Source organism: Streptomyces sp. NPDC048639, from assembly GCF_043199075.1.
GTDB lineage: Bacteria > Actinomycetota > Actinomycetes > Streptomycetales > Streptomycetaceae > Streptomyces.
Genome location: NZ_JBICVP010000002.1, coordinates 341,082 through 358,750, shown reverse-complemented (window position 1 = coordinate 358,750; position 17,669 = coordinate 341,082). Strand labels below are relative to the sequence as shown.

The 17,669-nt window shown below is 71.4% G+C and carries 15 protein-coding genes; 7 read left to right on the top strand and 8 right to left on the bottom strand.

The features are described 5' to 3' along the window. Positions 1 to 62 precede the first annotated feature (62 nt). Positions 63 to 860, top strand: a complete 798-nt coding sequence (locus ACGFNH_RS05980) for a VOC family protein (protein ID WP_393651807.1) — start codon at positions 63 to 65, stop codon at positions 858 to 860. Between the two features lie 223 nt (positions 861 to 1,083). On the opposite strand, the gene ACGFNH_RS05975 is transcribed toward ACGFNH_RS05980, so the two are convergent. Next, on the bottom strand, positions 1,084 to 2,064 hold the full coding sequence (locus tag ACGFNH_RS05975) for a DMT family transporter (protein WP_393651806.1): 981 nt from the start codon (positions 2,062 to 2,064) through the stop codon (positions 1,084 to 1,086). A 72-nt stretch (positions 2,065 to 2,136) separates the two neighbouring features. On the opposite strand from ACGFNH_RS05975, the gene ACGFNH_RS05970 reads away from it, so the two are divergent. Further along, the gene (locus ACGFNH_RS05970) at positions 2,137 to 3,108 is read left to right on the top strand and encodes a LysR family transcriptional regulator (RefSeq protein ID WP_393651805.1); all 972 of its coding nucleotides are present in this window, start codon (positions 2,137 to 2,139) and stop codon (positions 3,106 to 3,108) included. Here the strand turns inward: ACGFNH_RS05970 and ACGFNH_RS05965 are convergent, their stop codons facing one another. Continuing rightward, positions 3,109 to 3,459, bottom strand: a complete 351-nt coding sequence (locus ACGFNH_RS05965) for a chaplin (protein ID WP_393651804.1) — start codon at positions 3,457 to 3,459, stop codon at positions 3,109 to 3,111. A 182-nt stretch (positions 3,460 to 3,641) separates the two neighbouring features. On the opposite strand from ACGFNH_RS05965, the gene ACGFNH_RS05960 reads away from it, so the two are divergent. Further along, a complete protein-coding gene (locus tag ACGFNH_RS05960) occupies positions 3,642 to 4,187 on the top strand; it encodes a GNAT family N-acetyltransferase (protein ID WP_393651803.1) in 546 nt (181 codons plus the stop codon). A 52-nt stretch (positions 4,188 to 4,239) separates the two neighbouring features. On the opposite strand, the gene ACGFNH_RS05955 is transcribed toward ACGFNH_RS05960, so the two are convergent. The 6 genes from ACGFNH_RS05955 to ACGFNH_RS05930 form a co-directional block, all read right to left on the bottom strand. After that, complete coding sequence (locus tag ACGFNH_RS05955) at positions 4,240 to 5,229, bottom strand: zinc-dependent alcohol dehydrogenase family protein (RefSeq protein WP_393651802.1); 990 nt, start codon at positions 5,227 to 5,229, stop codon at positions 4,240 to 4,242. Then, the gene (locus tag ACGFNH_RS05950; RefSeq protein ID WP_393651801.1) at positions 5,226 to 6,125 is read right to left on the bottom strand and encodes a carbohydrate ABC transporter permease; all 900 of its coding nucleotides are present in this window, start codon (positions 6,123 to 6,125) and stop codon (positions 5,226 to 5,228) included. Before ACGFNH_RS05950 ends, ACGFNH_RS05955 begins: the two co-directional genes overlap by 4 nt. Continuing rightward, positions 6,122 to 7,075: a carbohydrate ABC transporter permease gene (locus tag ACGFNH_RS05945; protein ID WP_393651800.1), complete on the bottom strand. Its 954-nt coding sequence runs from the start codon at positions 7,073 to 7,075 to the stop codon at positions 6,122 to 6,124. The genes ACGFNH_RS05950 and ACGFNH_RS05945 overlap by 4 nt, the downstream gene beginning before the upstream one ends. After that, complete coding sequence (locus ACGFNH_RS05940; protein ID WP_393651799.1) at positions 7,072 to 8,430, bottom strand: ABC transporter substrate-binding protein; 1,359 nt, start codon at positions 8,428 to 8,430, stop codon at positions 7,072 to 7,074. The genes ACGFNH_RS05945 and ACGFNH_RS05940 overlap by 4 nt, the downstream gene beginning before the upstream one ends. Before the next feature lie 222 nt (positions 8,431 to 8,652). Next, complete coding sequence (locus tag ACGFNH_RS05935) at positions 8,653 to 9,414, bottom strand: DeoR/GlpR family DNA-binding transcription regulator (protein ID WP_393651798.1); 762 nt, start codon at positions 9,412 to 9,414, stop codon at positions 8,653 to 8,655. A gap of 480 nt (positions 9,415 to 9,894) precedes the next feature. Further along, positions 9,895 to 10,899 carry a DMT family transporter gene (locus ACGFNH_RS05930; RefSeq protein WP_393651797.1) on the bottom strand — a complete coding sequence of 335 codons (1,005 nt, stop codon included), beginning with the start codon at positions 10,897 to 10,899 and terminating at the stop codon, positions 9,895 to 9,897. A gap of 493 nt (positions 10,900 to 11,392) precedes the next feature. On the opposite strand from ACGFNH_RS05930, the gene ACGFNH_RS05925 reads away from it, so the two are divergent. The 4 genes from ACGFNH_RS05925 (at position 11,393) to ACGFNH_RS05910 (ending at position 17,651) form a co-directional block, all read left to right on the top strand. Further along, positions 11,393 to 11,956 (top strand): TIGR03086 family metal-binding protein, encoded by a 564-nt coding sequence (locus tag ACGFNH_RS05925; protein WP_393651796.1) that lies wholly within the window; start codon positions 11,393 to 11,395, stop codon positions 11,954 to 11,956. 454 nt (positions 11,957 to 12,410) lie between these two features. Beyond that, complete coding sequence (locus tag ACGFNH_RS05920) at positions 12,411 to 13,391, top strand: SCO0930 family lipoprotein (protein WP_393651795.1); 981 nt, start codon at positions 12,411 to 12,413, stop codon at positions 13,389 to 13,391. Between the two features lie 283 nt (positions 13,392 to 13,674). Then, positions 13,675 to 15,756 (top strand): SpoIIE family protein phosphatase, encoded by a 2,082-nt coding sequence (locus ACGFNH_RS05915; RefSeq protein WP_393651794.1) that lies wholly within the window; start codon positions 13,675 to 13,677, stop codon positions 15,754 to 15,756. 185 nt (positions 15,757 to 15,941) lie between these two features. After that, positions 15,942 to 17,651, top strand: a complete 1,710-nt coding sequence (locus ACGFNH_RS05910) for an ABC-ATPase domain-containing protein (RefSeq protein WP_393651793.1) — start codon at positions 15,942 to 15,944, stop codon at positions 17,649 to 17,651. Positions 17,652 to 17,669: the final 18 nt, after the last annotated feature.

Genomic DNA, 17,669 nt, shown 5'->3' with positions numbered 1-17,669 from the left:
CAACCGCCATACGGTCGTGCGCCGGCGGGCGGTGCCGTGCGGACGATGGCACAGTGGCGGACATGTCGGCCTCGACGCACGCGGTGCCCGGCGCGCCGTGCTGGGTGAGTTTGATGACGCGCGACCTGGAGGGCGCGCAGAGCTTCTATGGGGCGGTGCTCGGCTGGTCCTTCCGGGAGACGTCGCTGGGGTCGGAGTTCGCGGTCGCGGTCGCCGACGACGTACCCGTCGCGGGCATCGGCGCCCTGGCGCACAGCATGGGCGTCCCCGTCTCCTGGACCGCGTACTTCGCCGTCGAATCCGCCGACCTCACCGCCTCCCGGATCCGGGAGCGCGGCGGCACGGTCGGGGTCGGGCCGATCAGCATCGGCAAGGGCCGGGCGGCCCTCGCCGCCGATCCGGGGGGAGCGGTCTTCGGCTTCTGGGAGGGCGGCGGCGTCCCCGGCTGGGAGGTGGGTCGCGGCAAGGCCCCGGCCTGGCTGGAACTGCGCACCCGCGACGCCTTCGCCGCCGCCATCTTCTACGGCCAGGTCTTCGACTGGGCCTCCGGACGGCCGGACGCCCCCGAGGTCGAGTACGAACAGGACGCGGTACGGGTGAAGGCCGGCGGTCATACGGTCGCGCACCTGCGAGGCGGCGGCGTCGAGGCCGATCCGGACCCGCAGGTACGGCCCCGCTGGCACGTCTACTTCGTCGTCGAGGACGTCGACGCGGCCGCGGAGGCCGCCGTCGCCGCCGGAGGCACGGTCACCGCCCACCCGGCCGATTCCCGTATCGGACGGGAGGCGACCCTGCGCGATCCGCACGGCGGGATCTTCACGGCGACGGCGCCGCGGGCGGACGCACCGGAGGAGAGCTGAGCGACGGCTGCCCGCTTCGGCCGTGTCCTGTGGATCGCCTCGGATCAGCCCGCGGGGTGCGCCGCGGGGTGCCCTGCCGGCGGTAGCCGGGGCCAGGACGGGGAGCGCCTTCCTCGCAAGGGCCCACGCGGATGCTGCGGCAACACAGTTGGGGCACTCCCGGGCGAAGCTGTGGGGGAGCCGCACGTGTCGTCGCGCGCCGACCAACGATTACGGGACAGCCTCAGCCGCCGGACGCCACCGCCGCAGCCGCCCCGCTCTCCGGCTCCTCGGCCCGGGCGGTCCGTTCCGTGCCGCGGGCGACGACGCGGTCGCGGCGGCCACGGTTCTCCGCTCGCGCCGCCCCGATGCCCGCCACCACCACCAGCGCGGTACCGGCCGCCTGAAGGACCGTCGGCGTCTGGGCGATGAGCACCAGACCGGCCAGCAGACCGACCGCAGGCTCCAGGCCCACCAGCGTCCCGTACGCCGTTGTGCCCATCCTCTGCAGTGCCGTCATCTCCAGCAGGAACGGGACGAGCGGCATCAGCAGCGCGATCCCGGCGACCGCCGCGAACACCTCCCACCGCGGTTCTGCCAGGGCTCCTGGCGCCCCGAGCGGCGCCGTGACCACCGCGGCCACCGCCAGGGAGAGCGCCAGCCCGTGGTGGGCCGGGAAACGGCTGCCGACGTGCCGCGTCCCGAGGACGTAGAGCCCCCAGCACGCGCCCGAGCCGAGCCCGAACAGCACGCCCGCCGCGTCGGCGCCGCCGTTCCACGGCGAGGTCAGCATCAGCACCCCGCCGGCAGCGAGCAGCAGCCAGGCCAGCTCCCTGCGGTGCCGCAGAGAGGCGACGGCCACGGTCAGCGGCCCGAGGAACTCCAGCGCGACCGCCGTACCCAGCGGCAGACGCGCAGCCGCTTCGGAGAAGAGCAGCATCATCCCGGCGCTCACCACGCCGAGCAGCGCCGTGGCCACCAGGTCGGCGCGCGGAGCGGTCCGTACGACCCGCCACAGCGGCCGGCCCGTGCAGGCGAGCAGCACGAGCGCGGCGAAGGTCAGCCGCAGCCAGGTCGTACCGGCGGGCCCGATGGTGTCGAAGACCTCCGTCGCCAGCGCGCTGCCGGTGTGCAGCAGCGTCATCGCCACCAGCACCAGAACGGCTCCGGGAACCTGGTGCGTACGGGCACGGCGGACGAGGGCGAAGGGCGAGGAGGAGATCACGGCCCCATTGCACCGTTACGGCTTCCTTGCTGTCCACGGGCCGATGGCGGACGCACTGTTTACGATTGGTGGATGATCGACGACCGGCTCCCCGACCTCGGACGGCTGCGGCTCCTCGTCGAGCTGAGCAGACTCGGCACCATGGCCGCCGTGGCCGAGCGCACCGGCTACGGAACCTCCGCCGTCTCCAAGCACCTCGCCGTCCTGGAGGAGGAGATGGGCGCGAAGCTGCTGAGCCCGGCCGGACGCCGTGTCCAGCTCACCCCGGCCGGGGAGCGCCTGGTCGAGCACGCCGTCGCGATCCTGGCCTCGGTGGAGGAGGCCCGCGCCGAACTGCGGGGGCAGTCCGAGCCGGAGGGGCGGGTGCGCATGGCGAGCTACTTCACCGTTGCGGGCACCGTCGTTCTGCCGGCCCTGACACGGCTGCGCGCCGACCACCCGGGTGTCGAGGTGCGGCTGTACGAGCACGAGCCGCAGGAAACCCTCGATCTGCTGCTCGCGGGGGACATCGACCTCGGCGTCGTCTACGACTACAGCCTCGTGCCGCGCCAGGTGCCCGACGGACTGAGTGCCCGCCGGATCGGCGAGGAGCCGCTCCATCTGGTGACCTCGGCGGCGGACGCGGTATGCGCCGCCGCAGCGGATCTCTCCGGTCTCGCAGGCCTCGAGGACATCGCTGGACTGGCGGACGCCGGGTGGATCGCCAACTCCCGCGGCACCGACGACGACGAACTGGCCCGCCGGGTCTGTGCCCTGGCCGGTTTCACCCCGCGCATCGTCCATCGCGTGGACAGCCTGCACTTCATCAACACGCTCGTGGGTGCCGGCCTCGGAGTCGCGATCCTCGCCGAGTCGGGTATCGAGCGCGGGCGCGAGGACGTGTCGTTCCGGCGGCTGGACCCGGTGGCCGGGGTCCGCCGCAGCTTTCTGGTAGCGCGGCGGGGGCAGTGGTCGTGGCCCCCGATCGCGGCCTTGGCCCGGAGCATGACCGTGGCCTCCCGGATTGCCCGGGAGGCCACGGAAGAAGGCCGCGAACCGGCGTGACTACCAGCTCTTGGTGGACTTCTTCGCGTCCTTCTTCTTGTCGTGCTTCTTCTTGTCGTGCTTCTTGTGGTGCTTCTTCTTGTCGTGCTTGGTGACCTTGGTCTTCTCGCTGCTCGAGTTGACGCAGGTGTTGCCGAACGCCGGGTTCAGCCCACCGACGGCGTCGAGCGTGTTGCCGCAGAGGTTCACCGGGATGTGCACCGGAAGCTGGAGCACGTTGCCCGAGAGGGCGCCGGGCGAGCCGATGGCGGCGGCCTTGGCGCCCGAGTCGGCGAAAGCGACTCCGGTGGAACCGGCGAGGACCGCGCCGGCCGCGATGGTGACGGCGGCGGCCTTCGTGATGCGCGACATGTAGTCGTCTCCTTCTGCAGGAAGTCTCGTACCGTCCCGATACGGACGGTGACGCCATCCAGAACGCGCGAGTATCACGGGGGTTACGCAATTTGTGCCGAACCGGTGAAACCCCCGATAAGAGTGGTATCGGGTCACTCGCCGACGAGCCGCGCCGGGGGAGCGCGGTTAGCGTGAAAGACATGCAACCGCCCCTGCGTACGGAACGCCTCGAGGTGCGTGACTGGGCCGTCTCCGATGCCGAGGCGGCGCACCGGATCTACGGTGCCGAGGAGGTCGCGCACTGGCTCACCCCCGCCATGCACCGGGTCGAGGACCTCGGGGCGATGCGAGCGGTGCTCCAGGCGTGGGAGGAGGCCCAGCACAACCTGGTCGTTCCGTCCGGCCGGTGGGCCTTGGAGCGCCTGGAGGACGGCCGCGTGGTGGGCGGTCTCGTGATCCGGATGCTGCCGCCGTTCGAGGAGGATCTCGAGATCGGCTTCCAGCTCAGCCCTGACGCCTGGGGGAACGGTTATGCGACCGAGGCCGGGATCGCCCTGTCCCGGTGGGCGTTCCGGCAGGGGGTCGACGAACTCTTCGCCGTCGCCCGCCCAAACAACCGCAAGGCCGCCGCGACCGCACGCCGCATGGGCATGGAATGGGTCGGCGAGACGTCGAAGTACTACGGCATGCGGCTGAACGTGTACCGCATCCGTCCCGCGGACCTGCCGGCCGTACCACGGGCGTGAGGCCGGTGCCCGCCCCCCACGGACGGACACCGGCCTCCTGAGGCGGGCCGCGTTACGGCTCGACCACGATCTTGCGGCCCTGCCCCGCCTTGAACCGGTCCAGCGCCTGCGGGTACTCCTCCAGCGGCAGCCGGTCGCTGATGAACAGATGCGGGTCGAGCACACCGTTGGCGAAGAGATCGGCCGCGCGCTCGTAACTGTGCAGGACCGCCATCGAGCCCGTGATGGTGATCTCCTGGTTGTAGATCTTGTACGGCTCGATGGTGGCGGTCGTCGCGTAGTCCGAGACACCGAACTGCAGGAACGTCCCCGCCTTCGCCACCCGGCCCAGCCCGTCCTGGATGGCCGCCGCATTGCCCGTGGCGTCGATGACCACGTCCCAGCCGCGTGGCCGGTCCAGCTCGTCGGCCGCCGCGGCCGCCGAGGAGACGCCCAGCTTGCGCGCGGTGGCGAGCCGTTCGGGGTTGATGTCGACGATGTCCACCAGGGAAGCGCCGGTGCGCTTGGCCAGCTCCAGCATCATCAGGCCCATGGTCCCCGAGCCGTAGATGAGCACCTCGGCGCCCAGGCGCGAGCCCAGTACGTCGTAGCCGCGGACCGCGCAGGAGAGCGGTTCGATGAGAGCGGCGTCCCGTACGTCCACGTGGTCCGGGAGGCGGACGCAGTTGGCCGCGGGTGCGACCGCGTACTCCGCGGCACCGCCGGCCACGGTCACGCCGATCGCGGCCCAGCGGTCGCAGAGATTGTTGTGGCCCGTACGGCAGTAGCGGCACTCGTGGCAGTACAGGGACGGGTCCACCGCCACCCGGTCGCCGACGGCCAGCTCGGTGACCTCCGCCCCCACGCCCACGATCTCGCCGGCGAACTCGTGCCCGGGCACAACCGGCAGGGTCGGGGCGAACTCGCCCTGCAGGATGTGCAGATCGGTGCCGCACAGCCCGCAGGACGCCACGTCCACGACGACCTCCCGCGGCCCCGGAGCGGGGTCGGGCACGGTGGTGACGGTGACCTTGCCGGGGGCTTCGATGAGCGCGGCCCTCATTTGACGGCTCCTAGCGACAGGCCCTGGACCAGCTTGTCCTGGGCGGCGAATCCGGCGGCGAGCACCGGCAGGGAAATGACGACCGACGCCGCGCACAACTGCGCCAGGAACAGGCCCTGACTGGTGACGAAGCCGGTCAGGAACACCGGAGCGGTCTGCGCGGTGACACCTGTGAGGACCCGGGCGAACAGCATCTCGTTCCAGCTGAAGATGAAGCAGATCAGTGCCGTGGCGGCGATCCCGGGACCGGCGACGGGGGCGACGACCCGGGCCAGTACGGTCGGCAGCCGGGCCCCGTCCATCTGCGCGGCCTCGATGATGGAGACGGGCACGTCCGCGAGGAAGGACTGCATCATCCACACCGCGATCGGCAGATTCATCGAGGTGTAGAGGATGACGAGCAGCCAAATGTTGTCCAGCAGGCCGGTGTTCTTCGCGAACAGGTAGACGGGCAGCAGACCGGCCACCACCGGCAGCATCTTGGTGGACAGGAAGAAGAACAGGACGTCGGTCCACTTGCGGACGGGCCGGATGGACAGCGCGTACGCCGCGGGCAGGGCCAGCAGCAGGACGAGAAGCGTCGAGAACACGCTCGCCGAGACCGAGTTGATCAGGGACGGCCAAGGGCTCGCCCCGCCCGTCGCGCCGAAGAACTCCCGGTAGCCGTCCAGGGTGAGCGAGGCGGCGAGCGACGGCGGGTTGGTCGCCGCGTCCGCCTCCGAGTGCAGTGAGGTCAGCACCATCCACAGCACCGGCAGGCAGAACGCGATGCCCACCACCCACGCCAGCAGACCCAGCGCGGCCGAGCGGCGGCGGGCGCGGCGTGCGGCCGGAGGCAGCGGTGCGTTCAGCGGGGTCGTAGCGGTCGTAGCGGTCGTCGCGGTGGTCGCGGTCATCCGCGGGACACCTCCTCGCGGAAGAGGGAGGAGACCACCCGGAGGGCGAAGGTCGCGATGACGATGGTGCCGATCACGACGACTACTCCGGCGGCCGAGGCCAGCCCGTACTCATGGGCCTGGTAGAAGGTCTGGTAGATGGTGTACGGGAGATTGGCGGTGCCCAGGCCGCCGCCTGTGATCGTGAAGACGGCGTCGAAGTTCTGCACGATGTAGACCGAGCCGAGCAGGATGCCGAGTTCGAGATAGCGGCGCAGATGAGGCAGCGTCAGATAGAGGAAGATCTGCCGACTTCCGGCCCCGTCGAGCCGGGCCGCCTCCACCATGTCCGCGGGCCGGCTCTGCAGTCCCGCCAGCAGGATGAGCATCATGAACGGCGTCCACTGCCAGACCAGTGACGCCTCCACGGCCAGCAGCGGCATCTCCGAGATCCAGTCCGACTGCCCGAGACCCAGCCAGTTGAGCACGCCGTTCAGCAACCCGTACTCCGGGTTGTAGAGCGCGTGCTTCCACAGCAGGGCCGAGGCGATCGGCACCAGCAGGAAGGGGGCGATGAGCATGGTGCGCACCGCGCCGCGGCCGAAGAACGCACGGTCCAGCAGCAGTGCGAGCGCGAGGCCGATGACCACGCTCGTCACGACCACGGCCGCGGTCAGCAGCATCGTCGTGAGGACCGAGTCCCGCAGCTCCGCGTCGGTCACCACGGTCGCGTAGTTCTCCAGGCCGGCGAAGTGGCGGCTGTCCGGAGCCAGGGAGTTCCAGTCGAAGAGCGAGATCACCAGCGTGGCCACGAAGGGCAGTTGGGTGACGACGATCAGGAACACCAGCGCCGGCAGCAGCGGGGCACGCGTGGCCCATGCCCTCAGGCCCGGGGGCCTGCGCCGAGCCGGGGCGGCCGGTGAAGCCGGCGGCTCGCCCCGGGAGCGGCGTACGGGGAGTGTCGTGGTCATCGGTTCCGGTACTCCTCGGCGACCTTCTCGGCCATCGCCTGCGACTTCTTCAGGGCGCTCTCGACCGTCTGCTTGCCGGCGATCGCGGCGCTGATCTCCTGGGATACCTTGGTGCCCAGATCCGTGAACTCCGGGATGTCGACAAACTGGATGCCGATGGTCGGCCGCGGCTGAGTGCCCGGATCACGCGGGTCGGCGCTGGAGATGGCCTGCTGCGTGACCGACTGGAAGGCGGAAGCGGCCTTCTTGTACGCGGGGTTGGCGTAGGTGGAGGACCGCTTGCCCGCGGGGACGTTCTGCCAGCCGATCTCCTTGCCGACCAGCTTCTCGTACTCCTTGCCCGAGGCCCAGGAGATGAACTTCCAGGCGTTGTCCGGGTTCTCGGACGCCTTCTGCACGCCCCAGGCCCAGGTGTAGAGCCAGCCGGAGCTGTCCGTCCGCTCCACCGGCGCCTGGACGTAGCCGATCTTCCCCTTCACCGGGGAGCCGGAGGCTTCGAGGGAGCCGGCCGCGGCAGTGGCGTCGTACCACATGGCGACCTTGCTCTGGGTGAGGTTGTTGAGGCACTCGGCGTACCCGGCCTGGGCGGCGCCGGACTCGCCGTGCTCGCGGACCAGGTCGACGTAGAACTTCGTCGCCTTGACGAACTCGGGCGCGGTGAGCTTCGCCTGCCAGTCCTTGGTGAACCAGGTGCCGCCGAAGGTGTTGACGACCGTGGTGAGCGGGGCGATCACCTCGCCCCAGCCCGGCTGCCCGCGCAGACAGATGCCCTTCATGCCGGGCTCGGCGCCGTCGGCCTTGGCGGCGAGGGCGGCCACCTGCTTCCAGCTCGGCTTCTCGGGCATCTTCAGGCCCTTCGCCGCGAAGACGTCCTTGCGGTACATGAGGAACGACGACTCGCCGTAGAAGGGCTGGCCGTAGACCTTGCCGTCGTCGGCGGTCAGCGAGTCGCGCACCGGCTTGAGGATGTCGTCCTGGTCGAAGGCCTTGTCGTCCGCGATGTGCTTGTCCAGGGGGTGCAGCCACTGGTTCTTGGCGTAGAAGGGCACTTCGAAGTTGCTGATGGTGGCCACGTCGTACTGCCCGGCCTGGTTGGAGAAGTCCTGGCTGATCTTGTCGCGGACGTCGTTCTCCGGCAGCACGGTGAAGCGGACCTTGATGCCCGTCTTCTTCGTGAAGTGCTTCGCGGTGAGCTTCTGCAACTCGACCATCTGCGGGTTGTTCACCATGAGCACATTGAGGGTGTCACCGCCGGACGAGCCGGAGCCCCCGGCTCCGGCGCACGCCGCGAGGAGCGTCCCCGCTGCGGCGACCGCGAGGGTCGCGCGAATGCCGTTTCGTCGCTGGATCGGCATGAGATTCTCCGTACACCTGTGTCGGGATCGGGTGGGCGGGCCACGGATTCGTGACGCCGGGTCGGTACGAGGGTCGTCGAGAGCGGGGCGAACTGCTGGGCGAGGGCGGGCCGTTGGGAGCGGACTGCCGGGTGCGCGGCCCGGCTCCGGGCGTACGCGACCGGGCCACGCCGCCTCGTGGCGGTCGAGCGGAACGGGTGGAGTTGTCGGAGGGCGTGCGGCTCACACCCGTAGGACCTGGGGACCGAGGAGCGAGTAGCGGCCCGCCTCGGACGAGGGCAACCCGGTGTCGGTGACGATGGCCTCGAGGTCGCCCACCTCGCCGAACCGGCAGAAGCTGGCGGCCCCGAACTTGGTGTGGACGCCCGCGAGGACCCGGCGCCGGGACACCTTCATCACCTGCTTCTTCACATCGCTCACGGCAGGGTCGGGGGTGGTCAGACCGTACGTGCGGGAGATGCCGTTGGCGCCGACGTACGCGAGGTCGATCACGAAGCCGGAGAGCATCCGCACGGTCCAGTGGTCGACGGTCGCCATCGTGCCGCCGCGTACCCGCCCGCCCAGCAGCAGCACGGTGATCCGCTCGCTCGTGGCGAGCGCCGCGGCCACGGTCAGGGACGCCGTCACCACGGTCAGCGGCCGGTCCCTGGGCAGTGCCTCGGCGATGAGCTGGGGGGTGAATCCCTCGTCGACGAAGACGGTTTCGGCGTCGCCGAGCAACTCCGCGGCTGCCGAGGCGATCCGGGACTTCTCCGGGACGTGCATGGTGGTGCGGAAGGCGAGGGTTGTCTCGAACCCGGCGCTCTCCACGGGATAGGCACCCCCGTGCGTACGCCGGATCAGCCCGTGGTCCTCCAGCAGGCCGAGGTCCCGGCGGACGGTCTCCTTGGAGATGCCGAAGTCCGCGGAGAGCTTGGCGACGTCGACGGAGCCTGCGCGCCGTGCCAGCTCGAGCATGGCCCTTCTGCGCTCCTCGGCGTCCACTGCGCACCTCCCTCGCTGCGGGGTCCCGCTCTTGCGATCAGCGATGAGCGATGACCGTTCGGGCTTGCGTGTTGATTTAACAAGCCTGAATCTGCCGTGACCAGGTTCGAAGCGACAAGGATCCTGACTGTTTGTGACCGTTTCGCAAGAAAGAATCCCGCAGATCAGCGGCATGGGAAGCGCTTGCTGCGAGGTCGGCCACTGCCCGGGAGGAGGGTGCGGGGGCCCGTTTCGTGCCCGGACCGCGCGGCGAACCGGGCATGCCCGTTCGGTAGGGGGTGGTCCGAGCCTCCAGGAACGGCACCTTCACCGCCGTCGGGTCCCGGCCGCGCCGCCCGCCCTCGGGCCGCTCTCGACGGCGCAGTGCCGGTCCGCGGTGCGTCCTCGGTCCGCGGTGTGCTCTTGGCTCGCGGTGTGCCCTCGGACCGCGGTGTGCTCTTGGCTCGCGGCGCGCTCTCGGCCCTCGCCGGGCCCTTACCGTCAGCTCGCGGTCAGCAGCGGCGTCTCCGCGCGCCGGGACTCCTGCGAGGTGATCACAGTGGACCGTTGGTCGAGAAGCGGCCCATCGGCCGAGGCCATCGCCGGAGCCGGGATGCGGATCCCACGCTCCCTGCCCGCCTCCACGGTCGGTCGCGGCGCCCGGTGCGCCTCGCTCCTCTCGCGCGCCGCGCCGTCGGCCGTCAGGACCACCAGGCCCCAGGCCGTGAGCGCCCCCGCCGCGAGCGTCACCGGCACTCCGGCCACGCCGAACCTGATGCCCTCGTCGAGCAGCACGATGCCGATGGTGGCGGCCACGACCGGGTTGACGACCGTGACGGTGGCCAGCGGCGCGGTCAGACCTGCACCGCGGTACGAGGCCTGCGACGCGGCGACCCCCGTTGTCGCGAGCACGGCGATCACGCCCAGGCCGGGCAGCGCGTCCGTGACCGAGGATGTCGACCAGGCCTCGGCGACCGTCTTCACGAACACGGACGAGACACCGAAGGACACTCCGGCGGCCGCGGCCAGCGCCAGCCCCCGCGCGGCGGCCCGCCGCGCCCGCCAACCTGTCAGCACCAGCGCGCCGATCGCGCACGCCGTGACCACCGCGACCGCGAGTTGCTCGGACCCGGACAGGGCGCGTGAGCGCGAAGCGCCGGTGAGCAGCAGGAGTCCGGCCAGTCCGGCCGCGACCATCAGGGACCCGCGCCACCCAGCCGCCGTCACCTCGCGGCCCACGCAGAGGGCGGCCATCGGCAGCACGAACACGATGGTCAGCACACCCAGCGGCTGGACGATCGCCAGCGGCCCGGCTCCCAGCGCCAGTACGTGCAGACCCGCGCCGGCGCCGCTCAGCCCCATCGCTGCCCACCAGGCGCCCCGCCGGAGCAGCCCGAGGCGCTGCGGCGGACCGGTGGCTGCGACCCGCTCCTGGACGATGGCGGTCGCGGCGTAGCAGACCGCCGACACCAGGGACAGCAGAACCGACAGCGTCAGGGGGCTCATCGCCCGGCCGGCCGGTGTGAGCGGGTACGGATCGTCATGGCCCAACGATCTCCAAGGAGCAGGGGAGTTGTCGTCGTCTCCCAGGGTCCACCGGCGTACCACATTCGGAGTACTCCGAGCCGCCATGTCAGCCCACTGGTGGAGATCACCATGCCACTTTCGGGCGGTGTCGGGGTGCCGACGGGGTCTGAACGCACGGCCACGGGGTACTCGCCGAGCCGTGCGGGAACAGCCGCACACCGATCGATGATGCCCGGGAGGTTCACCATGACCACACCCCGACCCGATCCCGTACCTCCGGCGCCGACGCCTCCGCCGGGGCCCGGGCCCGGTCCGGGACCCGGTCCTGGACCGGGCCCTGGGCCTCTGCCCGTCCCCGAGCCGGACCCGGTTCCGCCGGTGCCGCCGGGGCCGACGTCACCGGAACCGCCGGCCCCCGGGCCCGAGCCCCAGCCCGAGCCGGCTCCGCCGCCCGCCGGAAGGGGGTGAAGCCATGGAACTGCTGGACGCGTTCGACACCGGGCTGAAGGAGTTCGGCCGGCGGGTGCACCGTGTGCAGGACGACCGGTGGACGGCCGGTACGCCGTGCGCCGAGTGGTCGGTGCGCGATCTGGTGAACCACGTCGTCGGCGAGCATCTGTGGGCACCGTGGCTGCTGCGCGGCGCGACCCTGGCCGAGGTCGGCGACCGGTTCGACGGCGATGTGCTCGGCGATGACCCGGTCGCGGCGTGGGACGCCGCGGCGGCGGAGTCGAAAGCCGCGTTCCACCGGCCCGGCGCCCTCGACATCGACGTGCACACCAGCAGCGGGCCGACGCCCGCGCCCGAGTACATGTGGCAGATGGTCACGGACCTCGCCGTGCACGCCTGGGATCTGGCCCGCGGCATCGAGGTCGACGACACCCTTGACGAGGACCTCGCCGCCGAGGTCTACGCCTACGTCGAGCCGTATGCCGACAGTTGGCGGGGCTACGGCGTCTTCGGCCCCGCCGTGAAGGTGCAGGACGCCGCGCCCGTACAGGACCGGCTGGTCGCCCTCCTCGGCCGCGAGCCCTGAGCCCGCGATCAGCGACAGGCCCCCGCCCGGCACTTGGTGCCCGGCGGGGGCCTTCGCGTGGGCGGCTGGGGGTCTTCGCGTGGGCGGCCGTGCGCCTTCGCATGGGCGGCTGGCGGCCTTCGGGTGAATGGACGGGGGTTTCGCGTGGGCGGGCCGGGGGCCTTCGGGTGGGCCCGGATCCGGTCCTCGTCTCCGACCCGCCCCGGGCGACGGGCGCCTGACCGTCCGTCGATCACGCCTCAACCGCCCGCCGCACCACGGCGGTTGACCGGTGACGCAGTACGCCCCGGCCTGCGTACGAGCCGCTTCGGCAGGTCCGGTGGACGGTCACGGTGCGTACCGCCGCGGAAAAATATTGCCCCGCCTTTGAACACGCCGTGCTCCACCGTCCGTACATAGCGCTGTCAGAGGCGCACACCCGCGCCGGACGGGAAGCCGATTGCAGGAGTGGACGATGAGGAAGTGGCAGAGCGCCTCGATCGCGGTGGCCGCGGTGGCGGTCATGCTGACAGCGGGTTGCGGCTCCCAGCAGAAGCAGTCGCAGCCGACCGCTGCTCAGCCGGCCGGACAGGCCGACGCCGCCTACGGCGGGCAGGACAAGGCCAACGGGGGCGGGTACGGCGGTGCGAACCCCCAGGGCGAGAAGTCCCAGGCCAAGCCGGCCGGGCAGCTGATGATCGGTGACGACAAGAAGCTCGGCTCCGTTCTCACCGACAGCGAAGGCTTCACCCTCTACCGCTTCGACAAGGACACGGCCAAGCCGCCGAAGTCCGGCTGCGACGGCGACTGCGCCACCGCCTGGCCTCCCGTCCCCGCCTCCGACGTCTCGTCCGCCGCCGGTATCGACCCCTCCCTTCTCGGTGAGGTCACCCGTGCCGACGGCACGCAGCAACTGACCGTCGACGGCTGGCCGATGTACCGGTACGCCAAGGACACCAAGCCGTGGCAGATCAAGGGCGAGGGCGTGGGCGGTACGTGGCATGCCTCGGCGCCCGACGGCAAGAAGGCGTCCGGCGACGGTGCCGACCAGGGCGGCGGCGAAGGCGGCGAAGCCGGGGCGGGCGGCGAATCGAAGGCGGCGTTGTCCACCTTCAAGGACGCGAAGCTCGGCGAGATCCTCCGCGACGCCAAGGGCCGTACGCTCTACCGGTTCAACAAGGACTCGGCGTGGCCGATGAAGTCCAACTGCACCGGTGCGTGCCTGGACACCTGGAAGCCGGCCAAGCCGGTCGACAAGAACGATGTCGAGGGCGTGAACCCCAAGCTGCTCTCGAAGTTCACCCGCCCCGACGGTGACGAGCAGCTCGCGATCGACTGCTGGCTCCTGTACTGGTACACCGGCGACGAGAAGCCCGGTGACACCAACGGCCAGGGCGTGGGCGACGCATGGTTCACCGTCTCCCCGGACGGCAAGAAGGTCGGCGCCGAGAAGTAGGCGCCCGCAAGAAACCGGAAGTCCCCGCCGGAGACCGGAAGCTCCGGTGGGGACGCCGGAAACGGTGGGAGTCCGGAAGGGCGGTGGAGGGGTCGGCAACCCAGAGTTGCCGGCCCCTCCGCCGCTGCATCCGTGCCTGCGCGGGAATCGGGGACCGCCGCGATCAGTTTTCGCCTGTACCTTTCGAAAAATCGCATAAAGAGTGACAGAGTTGCGCTGAGTGGCAGAGCGCAGGAAGCCGGCGCACGGCTCAGGGGTGGGTACGCCGGACCAGGAGGGCGACATGGTTGATCGGGGAACTACCCCGGCCCCCACCGCCCCGCTGCCCGCCGACTGGCCCGTCCGCGCGGACGTCAATCTCGCGCTCAACCGCATGGGCAGCTTCGACTGGGACCTCGACAGCGGCCGGATGCACATGGACGCCCCGGCCCTCGAGGTCTTCGAGATGGACCCCGACGAGTACGACGGCCGTCCGGCGACCCTGGCCGAGCGCGTACCCACCGGCGAGGCCGAGCGCCTCGACGCCGTCGTCACCCATGCGATCAAGGGCGGCGCCGGCGCGTACGGCGCGTACTTCCGTATCCGCTGCCGTGACGGGTCCCTGCGCTGGACCCACACCCAGGGCCACATCCAGCGAGGCGACGACGGCCGCGCCGTCCGCGTACTCGGGATCATCCGGGACGCCACCCAGGAGCTGGCCCACTCCGCCGAGCGCATCGCCCTCAACGAGGAGCGAAGACGCCAGACCAGCGTGATCGACGAGACCACGGCCGCTCTCGCCCACGCGATCACCGTCCAGGACGTCATCGACGTGCTCGGCGGCAGCCAGGGCCTGGGCCGCCTCGGCGCCGTCAGCCTGGTGATGGGGCTGATGGACAACGGGCGGATCCACGTCGTGGCCGAGGGACAGGCCGGAAGCTGGGTGCCGGAGCTCGAGTACACGCGGGTCGACGAGGAGTACCCGATGAGCGAGGTGGTCCGCACGCTCACCCCGCGCCTGATCACCTCGCCCGAGGAGTTCTCCCGCCGCTATCCGCGGCTGTGGCCGTACGTCGAGCCGCTGGACGTCTCGGCCGCCGCCTATCTCCCGCTGATCGCCCAGGCCCGCCCGCTCGGCGCGATCGGCCTCCTCTACCGGGGCAAGCACGACTTCACCCCGGAGGAGCGCAACATCCTCGTCGCCCTCAGCAGCAGCATCGCCCAGGGCCTCCAGCGGGCGATGCTCTTCGACCAGGAGCACGACATCGCCGAGGGCCTGCAGACGGCGATGCTGCCGCGCAGCATCGCGACCGTCCCCGGCGCCCGGATAGCCGTCCGCTACCGCTCGGCACGCTTCGGCCGCGAGGTGGGCGGCGACTGGTACGACGTGATCCCCGTGCCGGGAGGCCGGGTCGGCGCCGTCATCGGCGACGTCCAGGGGCACGACACGCACGCCGCCGCCGTCATGGGCCAGCTCCGCATAGCCCTGCGCGCGTACGCCTCCGAGGGCCACGCTCCCGCCACCGTCATGGCCCGCGCCTCGGTCTTCCTGCACGAGCTGGACACCGACCGCTTCGCGACCTGCCTGTACGCCGAGGTGGATCCGGTGGACGGGACGGTGCAGCTGGTCAGGGCGGGGCACATCGAACCGATGATCCGGCACCCCGTCAGCGGCTGCCGGCCCGTCCAGGCTGCGGGCGGCCTTCCGCTCGGAGTATCGGCGGCGTTCGGGCAGACCGACTACCCGGTGACCCGCGTGGTCCTCGACCCCGGCGAAACGTTGATGCTGTTCACCGACGGGCTCGTGGAGCAGCCGGGGAAGGACCTCGACGACGGGCTGCGGCTGCTGGCCGCCGCGGCGTCCGACGGCCCGCACCTGGTCGAGGAGCTCGCCGACCATCTGAGCGCGGCGATGGGGGAGCGGACCGGGGGCGACGACATGGCGATGCTCCTGCTCCGCAGGGAGGGGGAGCCCATCCCCGAGATCGGCCGCCGGGTCCACCAGCACGTCGCCCAGGGCGACCCGGAGGCCCTGAGCCTGGCCCGGCACATGATCAGCCAGGCCGTACGGGACTGGGGCGCCGGAGGCCGCGCCGACGAGGTGGAACTGGTCGCCGACGAACTGATCACCAACGCCCTGATGCACACCGACGGCGGCGCCGTGGTGACCGCCCGTATGCCGGGCGGCGCGGAGCGGCGGCTCCGGGTCGAGGTGCAGGACTCCTCCAGCACCTGGCCGCGGCGCCGGGAGCCGGGGGAGAGCGGCGTCTCCGGGCGCGGGCTGCTGCTGGTGGACCGGCTGGCGGATGTCTGGGGTGTGGAGTCCCGGGGGAGCGGCAAGAGCGTGTGGTGCGAATTCGTCCTCCACGACCGTCCCATGGAGTGACGGTTCCGCACGGCGGGCCGTGACGGATCCCTTCGGGAGCGACGGCCGGTGCGCGCGGTGGCTGGTACGCGCGGTGGCTGGTGCGTGCGATGGCCGGTGCGGTGCGAGGGACCCGCTCCGGTCGGCGTGACGAATCCGGCCGGTCTAGGCTCGTCGGGACGGATGTTCACGGAACGAGGGAGCCCATGCGTACGGGACTGGCCGAGCAACTGCGTCATCTGGACGGTGCGTCCTACGGCCGGTACAAGTCGCTCGGCGGCGCATGGCAGATGGCGGGCTTCACCCTCGAGGTGGTCCGCGGCCAGGCCGACCCGTATGCGCCGCCCGCCCGCCTCGCCTTGCACGTGCCCGCCGAACACGCGGGATTCCCCGGGGAGTTGAGGGACAGTGCGGTGCGCCGACGTGCCCTCGCCGGGTATCTGGTGCGCCGGGCCGCCGCCGTGGCGGGCCGGGGCCCGGTGCATATCGACCACGGCGGTCAGGAGGTGCTCGACCGCTCCTCGTGCAGGATCGGCGACGGCATCGGCATCGGCAGCGGTGGCGGCAGCGGTGACGACGCCGCGGGTGCGGTGACGGTCCGCCTGGGCGTCGAACTCCCGGGCCGGGGACGGCGGATCGACGGCCGTGCCGCCGAGGAGGTCCTGTGCCGGCTGCTCCCGCGCGTCGTCGAACGCGCCCTGCGGTACGCCTCGCTGGACGCGGCCGAGGTGCGCCGCTTCGTCGACACCGTGGAGGACACCGATGTGCTGCGGCGGTCCCTGGAGCCGCGCGGGCTGGTCGCGTTCGTCGCCGACGGTGCTGTTCTGCCGCGCCGCAGCGGCGTGGACGACCGGCCGCTGGCCGGGCCCGCGACAGTGCCGTTTGCATCCCCGGACGCCTTCCGGGTGGAGGTGGACCTGCCGAACGCGGGGCGGGTCACGGGCATGGGCGTACCCGAGGGCGTCACGCTGATCGTCGGCGGAGGCTTCCACGGCAAGTCCACCCTGCTGCGGGCGCTGGAGGCGGGCGTCTTCGACCATGTCCCCGGCGACGGACGGGAGTTGGTGGCCTCCCGCGGCGACACCGTCAAGATCCGTGCCGAGGACGGCCGCCGCGTCGAGCGCGTGGATGTGCACGCCTTCGTCAGCCATCTGCCCAGCGGTGCCGACACCGCCGACTTCTCCACGGACAACGCGTCAGGATCCACCTCGCAGGCCGCATCACTGGTGGAGGCGGTCGAAGCGGGCGCCGGGACGCTGCTGATCGACGAGGACACCGCCGCCACGAACCTGATGATCCGTGACGCACGGATGCAGGCGCTGGTCGCCAAGGACCGCGAGCCGCTGACTCCGTTCGTCGACCTCGTTCGGTCGCTGCACCGCGACCACGAGGTGTCCACCGTTCTCGTCATGGGTGGATCGGGCGACTACATGGACGTCGCCGACCAGGTGATCATGATGGACGCCTACCGGCCTTCCGACGTCACCGAGAGGGCGCACGAGCTGGCCCGCGTCCCGACCGGCCGTCATGCCGAGGCGGACTCCTTCCCGCCCGTGACCCACCGCAGCCCCGACCCCGCGTCCGTCGACTCCCGCGTCCGGGGCCGCTCGCGCGTCAAGTCCCGGGGCACCGACGCCCTCGCCTTCGGCGATCAGCACGTGGACGTACGGGCGGTGGAGCAGATGCCCGACCGGGGGTATGTCACGGGCGCCGGGTTCGCCATGGAACTCCTGGTGCGCCGGGGCCACCTGGACGGCGGCCGGACGCTCGCCGAGGCGCTGGACCTGCTGGACCGTGATCTCGCGCGCGGCGCGGCCGAGTTGCTCACCGTCCACGAGGACGACTGCGCGGTACCGCGCCGCCACGAGATCGCCGCCGCGCTCAACCGGCTGCGGAGTCTGCGGATCAAGCGCTGACGGTCCGCCGAGCTTTGA